Origin of the sequence: Tumidithrix elongata BACA0141, assembly GCF_036349135.1 — a bacterium.
GTDB classification, from domain to species: domain Bacteria; phylum Cyanobacteriota; class Cyanobacteriia; order Pseudanabaenales; family Pseudanabaenaceae; genus Tumidithrix; species Tumidithrix elongata.
Map to the genome: position 1 here is coordinate 1 of NZ_JAZBJZ010000002.1, position 18,947 is coordinate 18,947.

Annotated in this window: 25 protein-coding genes; 14 read left to right on the plus strand and 11 right to left on the minus strand. The window is 45.2% G+C overall.

Translation table 11 applies throughout. From position 1 onward, the window contains the following. Positions 1–16: 16 nt before the first annotated feature. On the minus strand, positions 17–196 hold the full coding sequence (locus V2H45_RS00575) for a hypothetical protein (RefSeq protein ID WP_330481654.1): 180 nt from the start codon (positions 194–196) through the stop codon (positions 17–19). Between V2H45_RS00575 and V2H45_RS00580 the strand changes: the two genes are divergently transcribed. The 8 genes from V2H45_RS00580 (at position 195) to V2H45_RS00615 (ending at position 5,057) form a co-directional block, all read left to right on the plus strand. Continuing rightward, positions 195–860 carry an S-layer family protein gene (locus V2H45_RS00580; protein WP_330481655.1) on the plus strand — a complete coding sequence of 222 codons (666 nt, stop codon included), beginning with the start codon at positions 195–197 and terminating at the stop codon, positions 858–860. The genes V2H45_RS00575 and V2H45_RS00580 overlap by 2 nt on opposite strands. Before the next feature lie 143 nt (positions 861–1,003). Then, on the plus strand, positions 1,004–1,885 hold the full coding sequence (locus tag V2H45_RS00585; RefSeq protein WP_330481656.1) for an NAD(P)-dependent oxidoreductase: 882 nt from the start codon (positions 1,004–1,006) through the stop codon (positions 1,883–1,885). Between the two features lie 51 nt (positions 1,886–1,936). Next, complete coding sequence (locus V2H45_RS00590; RefSeq protein ID WP_330481657.1) at positions 1,937–2,557, plus strand: trimeric intracellular cation channel family protein; 621 nt, start codon at positions 1,937–1,939, stop codon at positions 2,555–2,557. A 285-nt stretch (positions 2,558–2,842) separates the two neighbouring features. Further along, the gene (locus tag V2H45_RS00595) at positions 2,843–3,118 is read left to right on the plus strand and encodes a pilus assembly FimT family protein (RefSeq protein ID WP_330481658.1); all 276 of its coding nucleotides are present in this window, start codon (positions 2,843–2,845) and stop codon (positions 3,116–3,118) included. Next, positions 3,093–3,458, plus strand: coding sequence for a type IV pilin-like G/H family protein (locus V2H45_RS00600; RefSeq protein ID WP_330481659.1), 366 nt, complete (start codon positions 3,093–3,095; stop codon positions 3,456–3,458). The genes V2H45_RS00595 and V2H45_RS00600 overlap by 26 nt, the downstream gene beginning before the upstream one ends. Before the next feature lie 207 nt (positions 3,459–3,665). Next, positions 3,666–4,190, plus strand: a complete 525-nt coding sequence (locus tag V2H45_RS00605; protein ID WP_330481660.1) for a DUF2059 domain-containing protein — start codon at positions 3,666–3,668, stop codon at positions 4,188–4,190. 240 nt (positions 4,191–4,430) lie between these two features. Next, positions 4,431–4,634, plus strand: a complete 204-nt coding sequence (locus tag V2H45_RS00610) for a hypothetical protein (RefSeq protein WP_330481661.1) — start codon at positions 4,431–4,433, stop codon at positions 4,632–4,634. Beyond that, on the plus strand, positions 4,635–5,057 hold the full coding sequence (locus V2H45_RS00615; protein ID WP_330481662.1) for a type II toxin-antitoxin system VapC family toxin: 423 nt from the start codon (positions 4,635–4,637) through the stop codon (positions 5,055–5,057). A 115-nt stretch (positions 5,058–5,172) separates the two neighbouring features. Here V2H45_RS00615 and nuoK read toward each other — a convergent pair whose 3' ends face one another. The 5 genes from nuoK to V2H45_RS00640 form a co-directional block, all read right to left on the minus strand. Next, positions 5,173–5,478 carry an NADH-quinone oxidoreductase subunit NuoK gene (gene nuoK / locus V2H45_RS00620; RefSeq protein ID WP_330481663.1) on the minus strand — a complete coding sequence of 102 codons (306 nt, stop codon included), beginning with the start codon at positions 5,476–5,478 and terminating at the stop codon, positions 5,173–5,175. A gap of 124 nt (positions 5,479–5,602) precedes the next feature. Next, positions 5,603–6,214 (minus strand): NADH-quinone oxidoreductase subunit J, encoded by a 612-nt coding sequence (locus tag V2H45_RS00625; RefSeq protein WP_330481664.1) that lies wholly within the window; start codon positions 6,212–6,214, stop codon positions 5,603–5,605. An 18-nt stretch (positions 6,215–6,232) separates the two neighbouring features. Then, positions 6,233–6,823: an NAD(P)H-quinone oxidoreductase subunit I gene (gene ndhI, locus V2H45_RS00630; RefSeq protein WP_330481782.1), complete on the minus strand. Its 591-nt coding sequence runs from the start codon at positions 6,821–6,823 to the stop codon at positions 6,233–6,235. Positions 6,824–6,920: 97 nt separating this feature from the next. Further along, positions 6,921–8,039, minus strand: coding sequence for an NADH-quinone oxidoreductase subunit NuoH (gene nuoH, locus V2H45_RS00635; protein ID WP_330481665.1), 1,119 nt, complete (start codon positions 8,037–8,039; stop codon positions 6,921–6,923). Next, on the minus strand, positions 8,039–9,220 hold the full coding sequence (locus tag V2H45_RS00640; RefSeq protein WP_330481666.1) for an NAD(P)H-quinone oxidoreductase subunit H: 1,182 nt from the start codon (positions 9,218–9,220) through the stop codon (positions 8,039–8,041). Before V2H45_RS00640 ends, nuoH begins: the two co-directional genes overlap by 1 nt. A 339-nt stretch (positions 9,221–9,559) precedes the next feature. On the opposite strand from V2H45_RS00640, the gene petM reads away from it, so the two are divergent. The 3 genes from petM to V2H45_RS00655 all read left to right on the plus strand — a co-directional run bounded on the left by petM (position 9,560) and on the right by V2H45_RS00655 (position 11,638). Then, the gene (gene petM, locus V2H45_RS00645) at positions 9,560–9,649 is read left to right on the plus strand and encodes a cytochrome b6-f complex subunit PetM (RefSeq protein ID WP_330481783.1); all 90 of its coding nucleotides are present in this window, start codon (positions 9,560–9,562) and stop codon (positions 9,647–9,649) included. Positions 9,650–9,884: 235 nt separating this feature from the next. Further along, positions 9,885–10,757 carry a 16S rRNA (cytosine(1402)-N(4))-methyltransferase RsmH gene (gene rsmH, locus V2H45_RS00650; RefSeq protein ID WP_330481667.1) on the plus strand — a complete coding sequence of 291 codons (873 nt, stop codon included), beginning with the start codon at positions 9,885–9,887 and terminating at the stop codon, positions 10,755–10,757. Positions 10,758–10,909: 152 nt separating this feature from the next. Next, on the plus strand, positions 10,910–11,638 hold the full coding sequence (locus V2H45_RS00655) for a DUF4349 domain-containing protein (RefSeq protein ID WP_330481668.1): 729 nt from the start codon (positions 10,910–10,912) through the stop codon (positions 11,636–11,638). A 350-nt stretch (positions 11,639–11,988) separates the two neighbouring features. Here the strand turns inward: V2H45_RS00655 and V2H45_RS00660 are convergent, their stop codons facing one another. After that, on the minus strand, positions 11,989–12,144 hold the full coding sequence (locus tag V2H45_RS00660) for a hypothetical protein (protein WP_330481669.1): 156 nt from the start codon (positions 12,142–12,144) through the stop codon (positions 11,989–11,991). Between the two features lie 373 nt (positions 12,145–12,517). On the opposite strand from V2H45_RS00660, the gene cobU reads away from it, so the two are divergent. Next, positions 12,518–13,051, plus strand: a complete 534-nt coding sequence (gene cobU, locus V2H45_RS00665) for a bifunctional adenosylcobinamide kinase/adenosylcobinamide-phosphate guanylyltransferase (protein ID WP_330481670.1) — start codon at positions 12,518–12,520, stop codon at positions 13,049–13,051. Positions 13,052–13,168: 117 nt separating this feature from the next. Then, positions 13,169–13,504, plus strand: coding sequence for a DUF3082 domain-containing protein (locus V2H45_RS00670; protein WP_330481671.1), 336 nt, complete (start codon positions 13,169–13,171; stop codon positions 13,502–13,504). Here the strand turns inward: V2H45_RS00670 and V2H45_RS00675 are convergent. Continuing rightward, complete coding sequence (locus V2H45_RS00675) at positions 13,501–14,181, minus strand: response regulator transcription factor (RefSeq protein WP_330481672.1); 681 nt, start codon at positions 14,179–14,181, stop codon at positions 13,501–13,503. The two genes, V2H45_RS00670 and V2H45_RS00675, sit on opposite strands and share 4 nt — an antisense overlap. A gap of 309 nt (positions 14,182–14,490) precedes the next feature. On the opposite strand from V2H45_RS00675, the gene V2H45_RS00680 reads away from it, so the two are divergent. Continuing rightward, positions 14,491–16,437: a M24 family metallopeptidase gene (locus tag V2H45_RS00680; RefSeq protein WP_330481673.1), complete on the plus strand. Its 1,947-nt coding sequence runs from the start codon at positions 14,491–14,493 to the stop codon at positions 16,435–16,437. Positions 16,438–16,514: 77 nt separating this feature from the next. Here V2H45_RS00680 and V2H45_RS00685 read toward each other — a convergent pair whose 3' ends face one another. From V2H45_RS00685 to V2H45_RS00695, 3 genes are all read right to left on the minus strand, one after another. Continuing rightward, on the minus strand, positions 16,515–16,859 hold the full coding sequence (locus V2H45_RS00685) for a DUF5615 family PIN-like protein (RefSeq protein ID WP_330481674.1): 345 nt from the start codon (positions 16,857–16,859) through the stop codon (positions 16,515–16,517). Beyond that, a complete protein-coding gene (locus tag V2H45_RS00690) occupies positions 16,856–17,149 on the minus strand; it encodes a DUF433 domain-containing protein (RefSeq protein ID WP_330481675.1) in 294 nt (97 codons plus the stop codon). The genes V2H45_RS00685 and V2H45_RS00690 overlap by 4 nt, the downstream gene beginning before the upstream one ends. A gap of 162 nt (positions 17,150–17,311) precedes the next feature. After that, entirely contained in the window at positions 17,312–18,922 is a 1,611-nt protein-coding gene (locus tag V2H45_RS00695; RefSeq protein WP_330481676.1) for a DUF1565 domain-containing protein, read from the minus strand. Positions 18,923–18,947: the final 25 nt, after the last annotated feature.

Genomic DNA, 18,947 nt, shown 5'->3' on the forward strand with positions numbered 1-18,947 from the left:
TCATTTAGCTCACCTTCTATAGGGTAGCCCTATTTCCGCCCTGCTGTACTAGTAATGCTGGCTTTGGTACTGGGCTTGGCAACATCAACATCATTGCCGATCGCCTCAACCTTTTCAACAGTTCCTTTATTAAAGCCGATGCTGCCATTACACAGGCTGGGAACATCACCTTAAACATCGCAGATATTTTACTCATGCGTTTTGGCAGTAAAATCAGTACCACCGTCGGCACGCAAGGTATCACAGGAATTGGCGGTGGCGGCGGTAACATCACCATCAACGCAGGTTTCATCCTTGGTGTCAAAGGCGAAAACAGCGATATCTTTGCTAGTGCCTTCAATACTGGAGCTAATGGCGGCATCATCAGCATCACTACTAACGGCATCTACGGGCTGGATTTCCGTCCTAACCTGACTTCCTTTAGCGACATCACCACCTATTCACAATTTGGTTTAAACGGCACAGTCAACATTAACACCCCCGGACTCGACCCCAGTCGCGGACTGACTAACCTCCCCGTTAACCTTGCAGACCCCTCCAAACAAGTCAGCCAAAGCTGTGCCATTGGTGGCAAATTAGCCAATCGCGACAATCGCTTTACCATATCTGGTAAAGGTGGCTTACCCAAGAGTCCCACTGACGAGCTTTCTAGCATTCACCCCTTAGTGGAACTAGCCGACCTCGTACCCAGTAGCACAAACTCCATCGCAGGCGTTGAAGAGAAGCAAGAAGTCAAACAAGAAGTTCCCAAACGCATCGTTGAGGCGAATACACTTATGCGAGACAGTCAAGGCGTTCTGCATTTGGTGGCAGCTTCTAACCCCCTCAGCCCTGCTATCCCTCAACTTTCCTGTCCTTAACAATAAGCCTTAGAGCAATTTACAAAAATCGTGACCGTCCCCCTTTACCTGACAAAAGTGATTGACTAAAGTTAGACTTAGTGCGATCGGATTTAGCTAAAAAACTTCTGGCTCAGGCTGCTTATCAACATGCAAGAGATATCATGAATCAGCAAATTGCCTTTTTAGGGCTAGGTGTGATGGGAAGTGCCATGGCGGCCAACTTGGTAAAGCGTGGCTTTGCCGTCAAGGGTTGGAATCGCACGAAAAATCGTCCCAGCATTGCCACCTTTCTAGATGCAGGCGGAATTATTGCGCCATCGCTTCAGGTAGCCGTGCAGGATGCCGATGTTATTTGGCTATGCCTGGGTGATGTGCTGGATGTCAAAGAGGTGATTTTAGGACATGAGGGTGTTGCCGAATGTGCAAAACCTAGGGCTTTGATTGTCGATAGCAGCACCATTGGGTCAGATGCTGCCAAGCAAATTGGGCGGGCATTAAGCGATCGCTCCTTACGATTCCTCGATGCGCCCGTCTCTGGCGGGGATGTAGGGGCAAAGAATGCCACGCTCACATTCATGGTAGGTGGCGATCCGCAGGATTTTGCAGAATGTCAGCCTTTATTCGCAGCGATGGGCAAAACCATTCGCCTATGCGGTGCAGTAGGTAGCGGACAGGGGGTAAAACTCTGCAATCAAACCTTGGCTTCGATCTATATGGTGGCTCTCTGTGAGGCAATGCAACTAGCCGAGCAAATGGAAATCGATCCCAATCTAGTCATAGAAGTATGCGGCAGTGGAGCGGCGGCATCTTGGGCATTAACCAATCTAGGTTCCAAGGTTTCTCAGTCCGACTTTGAGCCAGGATTTACGATTAAGAATATGCTCAAAGATCTCAGACTGGTGAAAGAAGTTCGTGCCACTCAGGGCAAAGATTTACCCGGTGTAGAACTCGCCAACCAATTATTCCAACAGGTAAGCGAACTAGATGGAGGAAGCGAACAGGGTACGCAGGCAATGATTCGGGCTTACAAAGAAAATCCTTGAAAAGTCTTTGAGCAACAAATTATCCCTACACATATCGCTTGAAGAGGTTAAATGCCAGAGAACAATAAGTTTCTGTTAGCAGTGGATTTAGTCGGTACGTTTGTCTTTGCCCTTGAGGGGGCAACGGTAGCAATTGGAGTACAGTTGGATTTTTTTGGCGTGATGGTGGTGTCTTTTGTGACAGCATCTGGAGGCGGAATTATTCGCGACCTGTTAATTGGCTCAGTTCCTCCAGCATCAATTCGAGATCGGCGATATTTAGTCACAGCTATTTTAGGCGGGGTCGTCGTCTTTTTTTTGCACCAGTTCGTTGTACAGATTCCTTCTTTGGTCATTGTCGTGCTTGATGCGGCTGGGTTAGGGTTGTTTGCCATTGCAGGTGCATCAAAAGCTCTTGATTATGGCATAGACCCACTAATGTCAGTTTTAATGGGAACGATCACAGGGGTAGGCGGAGGTACTATGCGTGACATTTTGCTATCCCGTATTCCATCCATACTCCGAGTTGACATTTATGCAGTTGCAGCCTTAGTAGGAGCGGCCATCACGATCTTTGGTGTCAATCGAGGAATGCCTCGCAATCTAATGATGGCATTGGGTATAACTGTTTGTTTTTTGCTTCGAGTCGTCAGTGTCTGGCAACAATGGAATCTGCCAAAGGCAATTTCTTGAAAATACAAGTCAATAAGGATCGTGCATTTATTAAGGTGCTGTTCTTTAGAAATAATGGGCATTCTAAATAATGACTCTAAATCATTAGAATTGCAGGTAATTTAGTTCGCGATCCTAATAAATGGTGTTGAGGCATTCTAGGTATCACTGCCAGATTGCGATCGCGATCGTATTCCCCACAAATATCTGTGCGAAAATATAGCTTTAGCGATCGTCGATATCAAAGCGTTCGGGCAACTAGACATTATCAAACCCCTAGTTTTTTATGGTTGGAGGAAAATCGTTATGAGAGACGAGCAAACGCAAATTAAGGATGAAGGATCTCAAAAGATGGAACTTCCTAACCCGCCTCTAGATTCCCTTTCAGAACTAGAGATTAAAGCACTTCGCAAATGTAAAAGAAGAAATAGGATACTAGGATGGACAGTTTCTCTATCCATTATGGGTGTGCTGATTGCCATGGCTTTACCATCATTCCTGGCAACAAACAATGTCATTATAGGAAAATGTTCGCCACCTCCACGACCCACTGGTATTGATTTTAAACCAAGCACAAAATAACTTTTACAAGAACTACCGAACTTTCTCTAATTCGATTTTCAATCACCAATTAGGATCTAGCATTCAATCTGAAACGGATGATTATAAATATTCCATCCATGCCACAGAAAATGTAGCGTTTAGTTATGGCATTCCCAAAAAGCCTTCGCTGCGAAGGCAAGTTGGAGCGGTCTTCGTTGTGCCTGTTTCTAAAAATCATCCAGAAGTGGTAAAGGGCATCTTACCCACAGCCTCGATTTTCTATGCCGCCGATCTTCCAGGAGTTACGAAACTACCCGATCCATTTCTACAGGAAGGGATTCCAACTTGTTCTAAGGGTACGCAGATCGTACAAAATTAAACGTTGCGAAAGGACACCCACGACTACTGCGATCGCTTTAAAAACAGAATGTGGATGAGTTATAGGTAAGCGCGATCGCGTTGCATAAAAATTGATAGGCTTGACTTGTTTTAACAGAAGCAAAAAACTAAGATAGCAAGAGAATTCAGCCATTATTGAGGTTGAATTATTGAACTTGTCCATTGAAGCTGAGGTAATTAAATTCAAATGCTCAAAGTGAAGTTACAATTTTCAAAGTTTCTAGCATTGTTACTGGCATTCTGCTGTACCTTCGTCGCAGTATATGCAGCGAATTCTCAACAACGCCCTTTAGATGAAGCTCACTCTAAAATATCAATATCTGCCAAAGAAGCCTCCAAGCATAAGTTAGCGAGCGAAGTGTTAGTAGAGGCGGGAATCGCAAAACGGTATGATATGCATTTCGATCATGTTTTGGGTTCATTAATCGGTTCGGGGGAAGAGATTAAAATCCATGAAAGGTTTAGAAAAATGTTTGTGAGAGAAATTGGGTGGAAACATTTCAAAGATGCCTACGCAGCAAGACTGGAAGCCGATTTTTCGGAAGATGAATTAAAAGAACTGTTAAATTTGTCCAAGCAACCCGCGATGAAGAAGTTGTTGCAGTCTGAAGTCAAAGCCTATATGGAGACATCTAAACAAAGGTTTAAAATGGGATTTGACTTGTGGAACAACTACAATAATGGCAACATCAGTCTACCTCCAGCCCCCTAACCACATCAGTCGTGGAATGGACAGATATCGCAGTGAATTGAATTAGATGGCAAAAAAGATTGCTACTTTTATCGTTAAGTGCGTTAAGTGATGGGTAACTTCCCATTTATTTGAGGGTAAGCGACGATTGCAAACATCCTCTCAAACTGGCAGGCATCGCCTCATTTATCGCTAATCCTTGTTGAAAAGTTGAATCAATTGTTATTATTGTGTATATGAAATAAGGAAATCTTAACTCTAATGTCAGCATCACTAGAAGAAAGAGTAGCAGTTTTAGAAGCTGAAATTCTGCGCATTAAGGATAAAGTAGAAACTACTACCACTGCAAAGCCTTGGTGGGAAAAAACTGTAGGGACATTCGCTAATTGTTCAGACTATGACAAAGCTATGCAGCTAGGAAGAAAATATCGTAAGTCATTACGTAAATTTTCAGTCAAGTCATAAATGTACATTCTCGATACAGACCATATCAGCATATTAGATCGTGGCGGAATCAACGCACAAAATCTTCTGAATCGATTAGCAAATATTCATCCTGAAGAAGTTGTAGTGACCATTATCAGCTATGAAGAACAGACAAGGGGGTGGTTAAGTCACATAGCAAAAGTGCGTACCCTTGAATCACAAGTTGAAATTTATAAGCAACCTAAAAGACAAATTGAAAATTACTGTGCTATTCCAATTGTAGAGTTCGATATAAAGGCAGCACATGAATTTCAAAGGCTTAGAAAGTCGTATCCTCGTCTTGGCGCAATGGATTTAAAAATCGCAGCGATCGCGATTGTAAACAATGCAATCATCTTGACGCGCAACATTTCCGACTTTGGACAAATTTCAAACCTGCGTATAGAGGATTGGACAGTATAGAGGCGATTGTAGTGACGAAGGGATAGAATTGAAGATTTTTGCGATCGCGATTGGTTTTTAGATGTGAGAAAAGCGATCGCACGGTTCTTTAATTCTTCGGTGAAAAGGATAGATACTACCAGCGCAAGAGGTTGAATTGTTCCATATCAACTGTGTCGCGACTGCGATAGATCGACAGCACGATCGCTAGACCCACAGCAGCTTCAGCAGCGGCGACTGTAATTACAAACACAGCAAACACTTGACCGCGAATATTGGCAGAGTCAAGGAAGTTTGAGAAGGCTAGTAGATTGATGTTTACGGCATTTAGCATCAGTTCGATAGACATCAGCACGCGCACCGCATTGCGGCTAGTAATTAGCCCATAGATGCCAATACAAAATAAGGCGGCGGCTACGATCAAAAACGGTTCTAAAGACATGGTTGTTTGTTGTCAGTTGTCAGTTGTCAGTTGTCAGTTGTCAGTTGTCAGTTGTCAGTTATCAGTTGTCAGTTCAGGAGCTTAAGAACTAAAAGCTAAGAGCTATTAGCTCTCAGCTTTTAGCCTATTTGTCAGAACTAGAGGCAGCCAATTGTTCTTTGGGTCTTTCTAGTAATTCTAAAGAATCATCGGTAATAGATTCGCCCGATGTAATTGGATCTGGAACGAGTTCGCGACGAGCAAGCACGATCGCACCAATCAGGGCAACGAGCAAGAGTACCGATGCCAACTCAAAGGGTAAAAGATAATCGCTAAAGAAATGTTGAGCCAAAAGCACAATCGTAGAAGGAAGTGCGGCAATCTCTGCGGTAACTGCCCAGTTGGTTGAAGTTACAGTTACAGTCAGTAATGCAAATAAAGCCAAACAGACTACGGCTGTGATCGCACTGCGTAAAAAGCCCAATTTAACTTCGGCATAGTCTTGCTTTTTGTTAACCAGCATGATTGCAAACAAAATCAAGACGTTGACCGCACCGACATAGATCAGCACTTGGGCAGCCGCGACAAAATCAGCATTCAGCAGAATATAGAGACCTGCAACGCTAATGAAACATCCACCCAGTAAAAAGGCGGCATAAACAATATTGGGTAACAGTACAACGCCCACTGCAGATGCTGTCAGCATTGCCGATAGCACGACGAGAGAGACTGTTTGTACACCTTCAGCAAGATTCATAAAACTTCTCCTCTCTATTTACTCAGACGGAATGGACTCTTCATCCAGAATTTCTTCGGGGCGCTTACCAGCTCTACGGGCAGTATGAGGGACTTCATGTCCTTCCATCACGCCTTTAGGTAAGTAAGCCAATTCTCGGATCGGCGTCACCATAGGATCTTCAGTAACTTTTGTCGGCATTCTGCCTAGGGCTACACTGTCAAAGTTAAGTTCGTGGCGATCGTAGGTGGCGAGGTCATATTCCTCTGTCATGGAGAGGGCATTGGTGGGGCAGTATTCCACACAATTTCCGCAAAAAATACAAACCCCAAAGTCGATACTGTAGCTCTTTAGCTCTTTCTTTTTCATCGCTGTGTTGAATTCCCAGTCAACCACAGGTAGGTTGATTGGGCAAACCCGCACGCAGACTTCACAGGAAATACATTTGTCAAACTCAAAGTGAATGCGTCCGCGAAAACGCTCGGCTGGGATCAGCTTCTCGTAGGGATACTGTACGGTGATGGGTCGGCGACGCATATGATCGAAGGTAACAGACATGCCTTGACCGATATACTTGGCTGACTGGACGACTTCCTTAGCGTAATCGCCCACTTGATTGAGGAACTTCAGCATAGTGATTTATTTAGGTTTGACTTTAGGTTCTAATCGGTTAGAAATCTACAAGCAAAAAATAGTCCATCTAATCTCGTTTTGATGGATTGAGCGATTAACCACCAAAGGCGGCAGGTAAAGCCAGTTTGAGGGCGGCGGTTAGCAAAAGGTTAACCAAACCGACGGGGAGTAAAAATTTCCAGCCGAGATCGAGGAGTTGGTCGATCCGCACGCGTGGAACTGTCCAACGCAATAGAATCGCAAAGAAGACAAAGAAGTAAGTCTTGATCAGGGTAACTGATATGCCTAAAGTAGCTGTGACGATCTGCCACCATGCCGTATCGTTGCTAATGCCGAGAAATTCTCCCACCTTGTCAATGGGGAAGGGCAATTCCCAGCCACCAAAGTATAAAACCGTGACCAGTAGTCCTGCCAGTAAGAGGTTGGCATAGGAACCACCATAAAACAGGGCAAATCGCATGCCTGTATATTCGGTTTGATAGCCTGCGACGAGTTCTTCTTCGGCTTCAGGTAAGTCAAAGGGAAGGCGTTCGCATTCTGCCAAGGCAGCAATCATAAAAATCACAAAGCCGATTGGTTGCCGCCAGATATTCCAAGTGATAATGCCGTAATCCGCTTGCTGGTTGACAATATCAATGGTGCTGAGTCCGTTAGACATCATGGCAACGGCAAGTGCTGCCAATGCCAGAGGAATTTCGTAACTAATTGACTGAGCGGCGGCGCGTAAGCCTCCCAAAAGGGAGTATTTATTATTGGAAGAGTAGCCCGCCATCAGCAATCCGATCGGTGCAAGGCTAGAAATCGCAATAATAAAGAAGATCCCCGTTGCGAGGTTTGAAATCAGAATATTTTGACCGAAAGGCACAACTAAGAAACAGAGAAAGATCGAGATAAACACGATCGCAGGCCCCAGCGTAAACAAAATCGGGTCTGCCTTGGCGGGTCGAGTCCCTTGCTTGATTACAAGCTTTGCCACGTCAGCGATCGGAATCAGGATGCCGAAAGGCCCTGCAAACTCAGGTCCAATTCTCTGTTGCGCGGCGGCTGAGATTTTCCGTTCTAACCAGGTGCAGACCAATGCCCCAACGGTTACGCCTAATACCATGACAATCATTGGTATTGGCATCCAAACTGCTTTAGCTACCCCTGGAGTCAACCCCAAGCCAACTAAAACATCCACAAAAGATTGCTGTAGGTCAATTCCCGTACTCACTAGCGATCTACCTCACCCATAATGATATCGACACTGCCCAAAATTGCCATAATGTCCGCAATTTTCATTCCTCTAACCAACTGAGGCAAAATTTGCAAGTTGATAAATCCTGGTGGACGAATTTTCCAGCGCCAAGGAAATACACTATCTTCCCCAATCACATAAACGCCCAGCTCACCCTTGGGAGCCTCTACCCGCACGTAATGTTCGGCAGCAGGAAGCTTAAATGTAGGCGAAGGCTTTTTACTGATGAACTGATAGTCCATAGAGTTCCATTCACTCTTAGGTCCAGCCAGTACCCTTTGGGCTTCTAGATTTTCATAGGAGCCACCTGGGATCTGCTTCAGGCATTGCAAGACCATCTTGGCTGATTCTCGCATTTCGCGCACGCGCACGTAATAGCGGGCAAGGCAATCACCACCTGTATCCCATTGCACTTCCCAATCTAGCTCGTGGTAAAGCTCGTAGCGATCGATCTTGCGCAGATCCCACTTGACACCTGAGCCACGCAGCATTGGGCCTGAGAGCCCCCAATTAATCGCTTCATCGCGACCAATGGTGCCTAGCCCTTCTACCCTGCGGCGAAAAATCGGGTTATTGGTAATTAGTTTTTCGTATTCGTCGATTTTTGGCACGAGGTATTTGCAGAAGTCTTCGCATTTTTCTGCCCAGCCATAGGGAAGGTCAGCGGCAACACCGCCAACGCGGAAATAATTGTGCATCATCCGCATTCCTGTTGCTGCCTCGAACAGGTCGTAAATCATTTCCCGTTCGCGAAACACGTAAAAGAAGGGGGTTTGAGCGCCAATGTCTGCCACAAAGGTACCCAGCCAGAGCAGGTGAGACGCAATCCGACTCAACTCCAGCATGATCATGCGGATGTAACTAGCCCGTCTCGGTACGGGGACGTTGGCAAGTTGTTCGGGGGCATTAACTGTAATCGCCTCCGTAAACATGGTGGCGAGATAGTCCCACCGCGTTACATAGGGTAAATATTGAATAATTGTGCGATTTTCGGCAATTTTTTCCATCGACCGATGCAGATAGCCCAAGACGGGTTCGCAATCGACCACATTTTCACCGTCTAGCGTCACGATCAGCCTTAATACACCGTGCATGGATGGGTGATGAGGCCCCATATTGATTACCATGCGTTCGGCTTTTGTTTCGATCATCACCATGATTTGCGATCGCCTCTTAACTCTTGCCTAAAGTTACCTAACACTGCTGTTATATAAAGATGTTTTCTAAAGCTAATGCCTTACGGCTGTTCGTACTTGTATCTATTGATACTTGATATTGCTTAACAGTTTTTAGTATATCCTCATGTGGCAAATGTAACACCAGAGGAGTGTTACACAAGTGCGTTTTATCGCGATGGATTTTCTTATGCTTGACATAAGTTGCATTCAATATCCGCAGCTTTAATCTCAAGAATACTGAAAACAATCACCCCTCTATTGATTATGATTTGAGTACGCAACGTAATCAAAACTGGAGATTAAATACAAATGGGTGAAATGTTTAACGCCGCTATCCTACCAATCGTTCTAACTTTGGTGGGAATTAGCTTGGGCTACTTTTTATTAAAGTTGCAAGGCGCAAAATAGTAGTTTGTTTCGTAATGGGTAATGGGTAATTTTATTCCACCTGTAAATTTTCTGTTGATATTTGGATATTTGTAGGGGTAGCGCCTCTGTGCCTACCCACAGGTATTCGGGCAACCACAGGGGGATTGGCCCCTACAGGTAAAATCTGTCAATCAAAAATTTACGCATAATTTTATCCCTTGCCCTTAATGAATCTCCTCAATGCATCTAATCACAACTGACAACCCAAAAAATATTGACAGATCCTAGTTTTCATCATGTCCCCGTTTTGGCAGATACCCTGATTGACGCGCTGCAAATTTCAGATCGTGGGTACTACCTCGACTGTACCGTAGGGGGCGGGGGGCATAGCGAAAGAATTCTTTTAGCGGCTCAAGATGTACGTTTGGTTGCGATCGATCAAGATGCGATCGCTTTACAAGCCGCCCAAACCAGACTCGCACCCTTTGGAAACCAAGTAGAATTTTGGCATGGAAATTTCAGTACCTATCAGCCCTCAGAATTGGGGCAATTTGACGGCATGATTGCGGACTTGGGCGTGAGTTCGGCACAGCTCGATCGCCCAGAGCGGGGGTTTAGCTTTCGAGAATCGGGCGACTTGGATATGCGCATGGATCGACGCCAAGAGTTAACCGCTGCCGATATTGTCAATACCTATGCCGAGAAAACCCTCGCCGATATTTTCTTTACCCTAGGCGAAGAGCGGTTATCTAGGCGAATTGCCCGCAATATTGTGGAGCAACGCCCGTTTCAAACTACGACGCAACTTGCCGATGTGATCGCCCGTTGCGTGCCAGGTAGTTATCGCCATGGCAGAATTCACCCTGCTACCCGCGTATTTCAAGCCTTGCGAATTGAGGTGAATCAAGAACTTAAGGTGCTTGAGACTTGGTTGCAGCAATCGGTGAACTGGTTAAAGCCCCATGGCAAAATCGCTGTGATTAGCTTTCATAGCCTCGAAGATCGGATCGTTAAGCATACGTTTCGGCAAGACGAACGGTTACAAATTATTACAAAAAAACCCCTGATTGCGACAGATGAGGAAATTCGCCAAAACCCGCGATCGCGATCGGCAAAACTAAGATTAGCGACAAAGGTTAAAATCTAGGCGGCGAGTCGGTTGTCGGCGATAAAAACGGAGAAACCAGATTTGAAAGGTCAAAAATTTTTCAATCGATCTTTGAAAGCTTTGGGTATTCTCGCCGCGATCGCTCTCACAAGTTGCTCTTCATCCTTACCAACCCCAACGCAAATCCAGAATTGACTGCAAAGGATGCAATCCCCCGTCCGCAACTGATCAAATCCGCTGAAATTTCTTTGCAAGTTAAATCGATTGAAGAAAGTACAAAAGCAGTCACAGAAATTGTCAAACAACAACAGGGAGGCATCCTAGAGCTACATGACTTTCGTTCTGGTGAATCTGGTATTGCTCAGTCAGTTTCCTTTAAGCTCAGAATTCCTCAAGAGAGACTCGATATAGTCATTGACGCACTGTCTCAGTTAGGAATTGTAAAAGGGCGATCGCTGAAAGCAGAGGATGTATCGAATCAATTAGTGGATTTGCAAGCCCGCCTCAAAAATTTGCGTCAAACTGAAACGCAGTTACAGGAAATTTTGAAGCAAACTGGCTCAGTGGCAGACGTACTAAAAGTTACGCAAGAACTCAGCCGCGTGCGGGAATCTATTGAGCAAATTGACGCTCATTTGACAAATTTAAAAAATCAAGTTGCTTATTCAACGGTACAAGTTAGTCTCTCAGCCGCGATCGCTTCCATTCCACCTCAATCTGACCTAGGTACGCAATTACAAAACACTTGGAATAGTGCCACCCACTCACTGACGGTTATGAGCGTTGGCTTATTGAAGCTCTTAATCTGGTTGCTTGTATATTGTCCGTATTGGCTCGTTCCCTTAGCAATCTTCTTATTTCTACGCCGCCGTCGCCGTCAACTGGCACAAGTGCAAAAACAGGTGCAAAAACAAGTGTAAAAATCTGATTCTAACGAGATCTCAGACTAAGCGACTACAGCCGATGTCAGTAGAATCTAGCAGGTTAAAGTAGGCGATCGCGATCGTATTTTCTATAGATTGCAGATGGGGCAAAGCTAGCACATCAAGCCTGACTAACTACGATCGCGAATGGACGAGCAAGTGCAAAACATGAACTGAAAAAATGAATTGCAAAAAATTAAGCTCAGAATACTGGGTATCCTGAGCTTATTTTTTGAGAAACATTATTTATCAGCTTTTGGGTAATCAACTAGATTAACAACCGAGCCTGCGAGTCTTACTTAGAGGATTTAGCTGGAGATCTAAATCTTACAATCTAAACTCTCAGCTTAATTTAGGCCGACTTGCTTCATTTCTTGTTCTAGTAAACCAATTAACTGAGTATCGTTATTGGCTCTAGCTACTTCCATACGGCGTTGCAAAGATGCAGCGATGCTTGCTTTGTGGTTAGCATTGGCTTCAATCTTTCTTTCGTTTTTGCTCATGATGAACTTTCCCCTGTGTCAAAGTAATGTATTTATCACAGAATTAAATATAACACGATCCGTAGCTTATGCTACAAAATCATTTTTAAATTTATATTAAGAAACCAGCTTTCCATAACTCCTTATTCGGAAAAATCCTGTTGAGGTGCTCAAAATACAAGTCTGAGCAAGGACTTACGCGAACTTAAGAAAAATTCTTGCGATCGCAAACGTAAGTATTCCAAATCTGTCTGCTTTATTGGTTTGGAACCCAGATAATGCTCTTAAGTTATCGGACTATAACATTTGGGGTATGAAATTTGTGGAGATCGTAACAATTTAAAAAATATTTCAAGATATGCGTATGATCTGACCCAGTAACGCAAAACTACCAATGATCACACTGGTTACAGGTGCAACCCGATCGGGCAAGAGTGAATGGGCGGAGTTGTTAGCACAGCGATCGCAAAAATCAATTATCTATATTGCTACTGCCAGCAGTAAGGTCGATGACCCAGAATGGCAAAATCGGCTTGACGATCACCGCGATCGTCGTCCCTATGACTGGCAAACTTGGGAAGTTCCCATTGCACTGGCAGCAGCTTTAGAGTCAGCGGAGGCAAGTAGCTATGTCCTCGTTGATGCCTTGGGCACATGGCTCGCCAATGTTTTAGAGCAAGACCAAACAACTTGGCAAAAAACCGAACAGGAGTTAATTGCTGCAATCAAAGCCTGTGAGGCAGATATCACGCTCGTATCGGAAGAAGTGGGATGGGGCGTCGTTCCTGCCTACGAACTGGGGCGGAGGTTTCGCGATCGCCTCGGTAGTCTGAGTCGCAAAATTGGTGTGATCGCGGATGTTGTGTATCTTGTGACAGGTGGCTATGCTGTGGACTTAACCCAGATTGGCGAACGCTTGCCTTTTTAGCGATCGATAGGTCTCTCGGTGATCCTGGCGTTGCATATTCTGGGTATTTTTACAGGTGCATGACAGGATTCAAACAGGATTAGAATAAAAGATTAAACACAACCCAACTTGGCAACTATGACCAACAAAATCAACATTATCCCAACCGAGCAACCTCCCAGCCCTTTAAAGAATCTCACGGGTGCAGCAATCTCTGGGGTTTTATCCATAGGATTGTATTTTTTCACCCTAACGGTGGCGCAAAAGTTAGCCAATAGTCCACACAGCACTGAGACATTGGCAACGCGAGTTGCAGCGCTTGTACGAACCATGCTTTTAGGCATCGGTTCAGGTGCAACCATGATCTTTGCTGTAATTGCACTAGGGTTAGTGCTGCTTACGATTCAGCAGGGAATTCAATTTGTAATTGCAAAGTTTGGCAAACAGACTGCTCCCCATGTCACCAAGAACTAAGAATGCTGTTTTAGGCGATACCCTACACCGTGAATTGTTTCGATAAAGTCAGCAGGTGCAGACGCATCCTTTAACTTAGAGCGCAAACTCTTGATCGTGGCATTGATCGTCTCTTCTTTAGGAGGTTTGTGAGGTGACCAAACCTTTTCAACCAAGAGGCTACGTCTGACCACCTGCCGCCCATGGCGCAACAACAATTCCAAAATGCCCTGCTCTTTTACGGTCAGATGTACGGGTTGATCTTTATAAGTGACCTCATAGGCGTCTATATCAAGCAGCAAATCGCCCCACTTTAAAGATGGTGTCGTAGATGGGGGCTGCGATCGCCTTAATAATGCCCGAATTCTAGCCAAAAGCTCTAAAATCTGGATGGGCTTGACCACATAATCATCAGCACCTGCGTCTAGTCCAGTAATTTGCTCAGCACTGGAACTAAGTGCAGTAATCATCAAGATCGGAAGGTCGAAATTATGAGAACGCAGACGGCGGCATAGCCTCACGCCATCAAGCTTGGGTAGCATCACATCAAGCAACATGATGTCATAATCCGTAGACTGAACTTTTTCCCAAGCAACTTCGCCATCTTCAGCAATATCAACTTGGTAGTTATAGTCCTCAAGGCTTTCTGCTAATGTCTCAGCAAGGGTTACATCATCTTCTACAAGAAGCATTCTCATGGCACTAGGCGATCGTTCGGGTAATTTAAGTGTATTTGATTGAACCAACCAACTAAATCGAAACGTTGTTAATCTAGTTGTTAATTATGTTATTGATTGTGGCAGAGGGGCAAACTAAATGTTAACGAAAGATTTGTTGGATTTAATTTTATCCTTATCGGATTGTGAAAGCTCTCTGCACAAACAGCTCGCAACAAACCAAAATAAATCTTCAAACATAGTCTTGAATAATATCGCTAAATCCTACTAATGGAGCGACATCTGCGTAATCATTTTTAGTCACAAGAAAAAACAACTACAACTTGAACCATGCTACTTTCAGACCTCTTGCCTCCAAATTCCTCACCTACATCTAACCAACATTCCCCATACATAAGGCTAACAGATCTACGATCGCTACTTCGCGAGCGTGAATTAGATGGCTACTTTATTCCTTCAGCCGATGAGCATTTAAATGAATATTTGCCAGAGGCAAAACAACGGCGGCAATGGGCTAGCGGTTTTACAGGTTCTGCGGGTGACTTTTTGGTCAGTCAAGATGCGGCATGGTTGTTTGTAGACTCTCGCTATCACGAACAGGCAGAGCTACAGGTCGATCCAAATTTCATCAAGATTTCTAAACTTGGCTTAGAGGGACATAAAACCACCTTAGAAATTTTAGAGGAATTCGGCGATCGGGCTTTAAAGCAACAAACTAGCTTTCGTTTGGGTTTTGACCCTTTCACCCTCACGGTGGATCAATTTCGGCAAATGAAACATCACCTAGATGCAGCAGGAGTGGATCTGGTTCCCACCAAGATCAACCTCATTGACCAACTTCGCGCTCAAAGTCCTTGGCGTGAGATCGATCCTGTGCCTGACTATGGTAACTCGCTTGTATTTTCACTGTCTGATACCCTCACAGGCGAAACCGTCAGCAAAAAATTAGAACGGGTGCGGGAGTCCATGCAAAAGAGCAGGACAGCCATCTTACCTGTGACCAAACTCGATCAGATCGCTTGGCTGTTCAATCTACGCGGGCAGGATGTGGACTGCAATCCCGTATTCATTGCCTATGCAATTGTGACCACATCGGAAACCTACCTATTTACAAACCAAGCACGCATTGATGAAGCGGTAAAGCGATCGCTGACCGAACAGGTAACCATCCTAGACTACGAGCAATATCTCCCTACCCTAGAGCGTCTTGTTGCCACTGCCTCATCGAATCGGGTGTTGGTGGCGACTGCCCAAACTACGTTGGGTACATACCTCAAGCTTAAGGAACATAAAGCCAAAATTGTCGAAGCGAAAAACCCGATTGAGGTGTTGAAGGCGCTGAAAAATGCGGTTGAAATTGAGCAGATGCAGCAGGCAAATCTCAAAGCGAGCCGAGCCAAGACCCTTACTCTCAAGTGGATCTCCGAGCAATTTGCCGCAGGTAACGCCATGAGTGAGTTAGATGTGGTAGGAGCGATCGAGGGCTTTTATCACCAAACCACAGGCTTTCAAGAGTTGAGCTTTCCAACGATCGCCGCGACTGGGGCAAATAGCTCAATCGTCCATTACAGCACCCCTAGCCATGCCCACCAACTTAAATCAGGCGATCTCTTCTTACTAGATTCAGGCTCGCAGTTTCTGGCTGGCACGACGGACGATACTCGCACGATCGCGATTGGCGAACCGACCGCAGAGCAAATTGAACGCTATACCGAAGTCTTGCGATCGCATATCAATTGTGCCATGCAGCGCTTTCCCAAGGGCACGACAGGTAGTCAAATCGATGGGATTGCCCGTTCGTCTCTCTGGTCAAAGGGGCTTGATTTTGGGCATGGCACTGGGCATGGGGTTGGTGTCTTTCTAAATGTACATGAAGGCCCTAACGGGATTAGCAAGCGCGTCCAAACCGAGTTAGAAGCAGGGATGGTAACGAGCATCGAACCTGGCTTTTATCAATCTGGTTGGGGTGGTATCAGAATTGAGAACTTGTATGTGGTTAGAGAAATCCCTAAATCGGAGAATTCAGTAGAAGGTTCATCAGAGAATTCTCAAACAGATGCGCAAACAGATGCCAAAAAGAAGGTTGAGACTCCACCATGGTTCGAGTTTGAATCGCTTACCTATATTCCATTTGACAAGCGCTTGATCGATCGCGATCGCCTCAATACCAAACAACAGGAATGGCTGAATCGCTATCATGAGGCAGTAATTGCAAAACTCTCGCCCATGTTGGATGCCGAGCAAATGGCATGGCTAGAAACAGCCTGTCGGTTTTAATGCCTCTGTCCGAAGTTTTTAGAATTACTTTCGTTTGTGCCAGTAATCAGGTTTTTGCTTATGATGTAGGGATCACGTCAAATGTAAAGCAATTGATTCGCAATTTCATCGGCGGTCAAAGTATCAAGGAGCATAGCAACTCTTTCGGCGATTTCATAGGGATTTCTTCGTTTAGCGATTATGATTCCTGCGTGTGTCTGGTTATTCAAGACATAACTCGTATGTAGTTTCTCAAAATCCAGTCGATTGTGGGTCAGCATACAACGCCCTATTGATGCTGCGAAAGCTAGTTGTTGGGGATCGAGTTCGCCTAAAGTTTTCTGCTGTCTTGCTGTAGTTGCGTCTAATCCTCTAGCGATGAGTAAGGTAGCAACTAGAACATCCACATCTTCATCAATGTAAATTTGGGCGAAAATAGTCATTTTTGATTTAATCTAGCTTTGATGATTGGATGAACTAACTCATCAGGAATGTGGTTGTGTTCTATGTATTCATTGATTTCTGCTTGATTGTCTAGGTAGAAGCTAAGGGCATCAAAGATTTGTGCGAGATTGAGATGTGGTAAATGTAATGGAATTTCTTCTGGTCTAACTCCTAAGCGCCAGTTTTCGACAATGGCTCTGACTGGTGTTCTCGTTCCATCGATAATTGGCTCGCCTGAGAGAATTTCAGGGTTACGAGTAACATGGCGGGAGATAGTTGTAATTTTCATGATGATTCACTAAGCACCTAGGTATTAAAAAACTGAAGATGTAGAGATATTTAGATCCCTGACTTTTTCTTTGAGGATTTATCAAGAAATGAAGTCTCAAGTATTACGATGCCTTTGCTGTCTGAATGCTGTATTTTTTGCTGATTTAGTTATAGGACAGATTTAGCGATTGAATGGCTCAACGATCGCCTTGACCCCAGACTGAGACAACTTTTGCACTTGCGCATCAGCATCTTTACGATCGCTATAAGCCCCCACTTGAATCTGCGATCGGCTTGGGTTTAAAAAAGCATCAGGCACGATCGCGCGAACCCGTTCGGCAAGCAAAGGTGAAGTCAGTGGAACAACTACCCTAAACTGAATTGGCTTGCCTGTACGAGGATCCATTGCCACTCTTGGGGCTACAGGTGTAGGTGTATAAACATTCGTAGAACCTGTTGTCGATCGCACGGGCGGCAAGTCTCGCTCGATCAAAATGGTTGTAGGGGCTGTAGAGGTTGCTACGGGAGGAACCGTTGTCGATCGCACAGGATTGCCTGTCGGTGGTGTCGTCGAAGGTTCCACAGGCACAATCGGTGACTGGGTAGTTTGAGGTGGCTCAGTTGGGATGACTACAGGATCCTGCGATCGCGCCACCAGTGGTGCGATCGGTGTCCGAGGGGGAACCGATGGGACACGGGGCGGCTCTACAATTCTTTCTGGCAGAATTACGGGTGAAGTTGAAGCGTAAAGATTTAACGCCCCGTTGACACGGCTGGAGTTAATTTGGTTTCCTGCTGCGATCAAAGCAATATCTGAGGCGTTATTAATGTCTTTTTCGCGGTTATCCCGAAAAACATTTTTGCCGGGGTTAGAGGTAATGCCCAAATCTGGCCCAGTTTGCCCATTCGAGCCTCTTAATACCACCAAACCATTGCGATTGTTATTGGCAATTAAGTTGCCTCGCAGTGTGGGTTGGGCATCATTGGAAATCACGATGCCATCGACATTGTTAATGATGCGGTTGTCAATCAGAACCACCTGCGATCGCTGCCCGATCGATAGCCCAAACCCAGTATTGTCAAAGGTATTGCCCGTGATTTCGCCAGTACTAACACCCACTGCCGAGATTCCACTGCCTGTATTGCGGGTAAACAGATTATTGGCGATCGCCGCATTCGCACTTCCTGTGAGAAACACGCCATCATGGGTATTGCTGGTAAAGGTGTTATTCGCGATCGTGACATTTTTACTAGACTCTACCCACAACCCATAACCACGCGGGTTGCTGTTGCTTACGGTAATGCCTTCAACCTGTGCGTTACTTCCTACAGCGATCGCTACATTCTGGCTGGCAAATGTAGGGCTGACAAACCTACCGCCACCTCGAATTACAATTCCTGCACCTTTATTACTCGGATCGCCGCGTAAGATTACACCCGTAGGGATTTTTAGCGGAAACACTTCTCCCGAAGCTACGCTGTAAGTGCCACTGGCAAGCTGAATCACTGTACCTGGTTGGAGAGAGCTATTTAATGCAGCCGTGATTGTACGGAAAGGGGCAGCTTGCGAACCATCGCCAGAGGAATCGGCATTAGGGGATACATAAATCGCATTGTTTGCCTGAGCAATTTGTAGCGTGGACTCAGGTGGCTGGAACTGTTGGCGTAAGCGATCGACAGGTGGATTCATTCCTGTGGTATTGGCAGCTAAAACATCGGTAGCCAAAATACTTTGCTGTGCGCCTAATGCCAATAAAAGTAAGGCTCCAGTACAATTCCTCAGCTTAGACATAAGATTTAATCCTTTCAAAGATGCT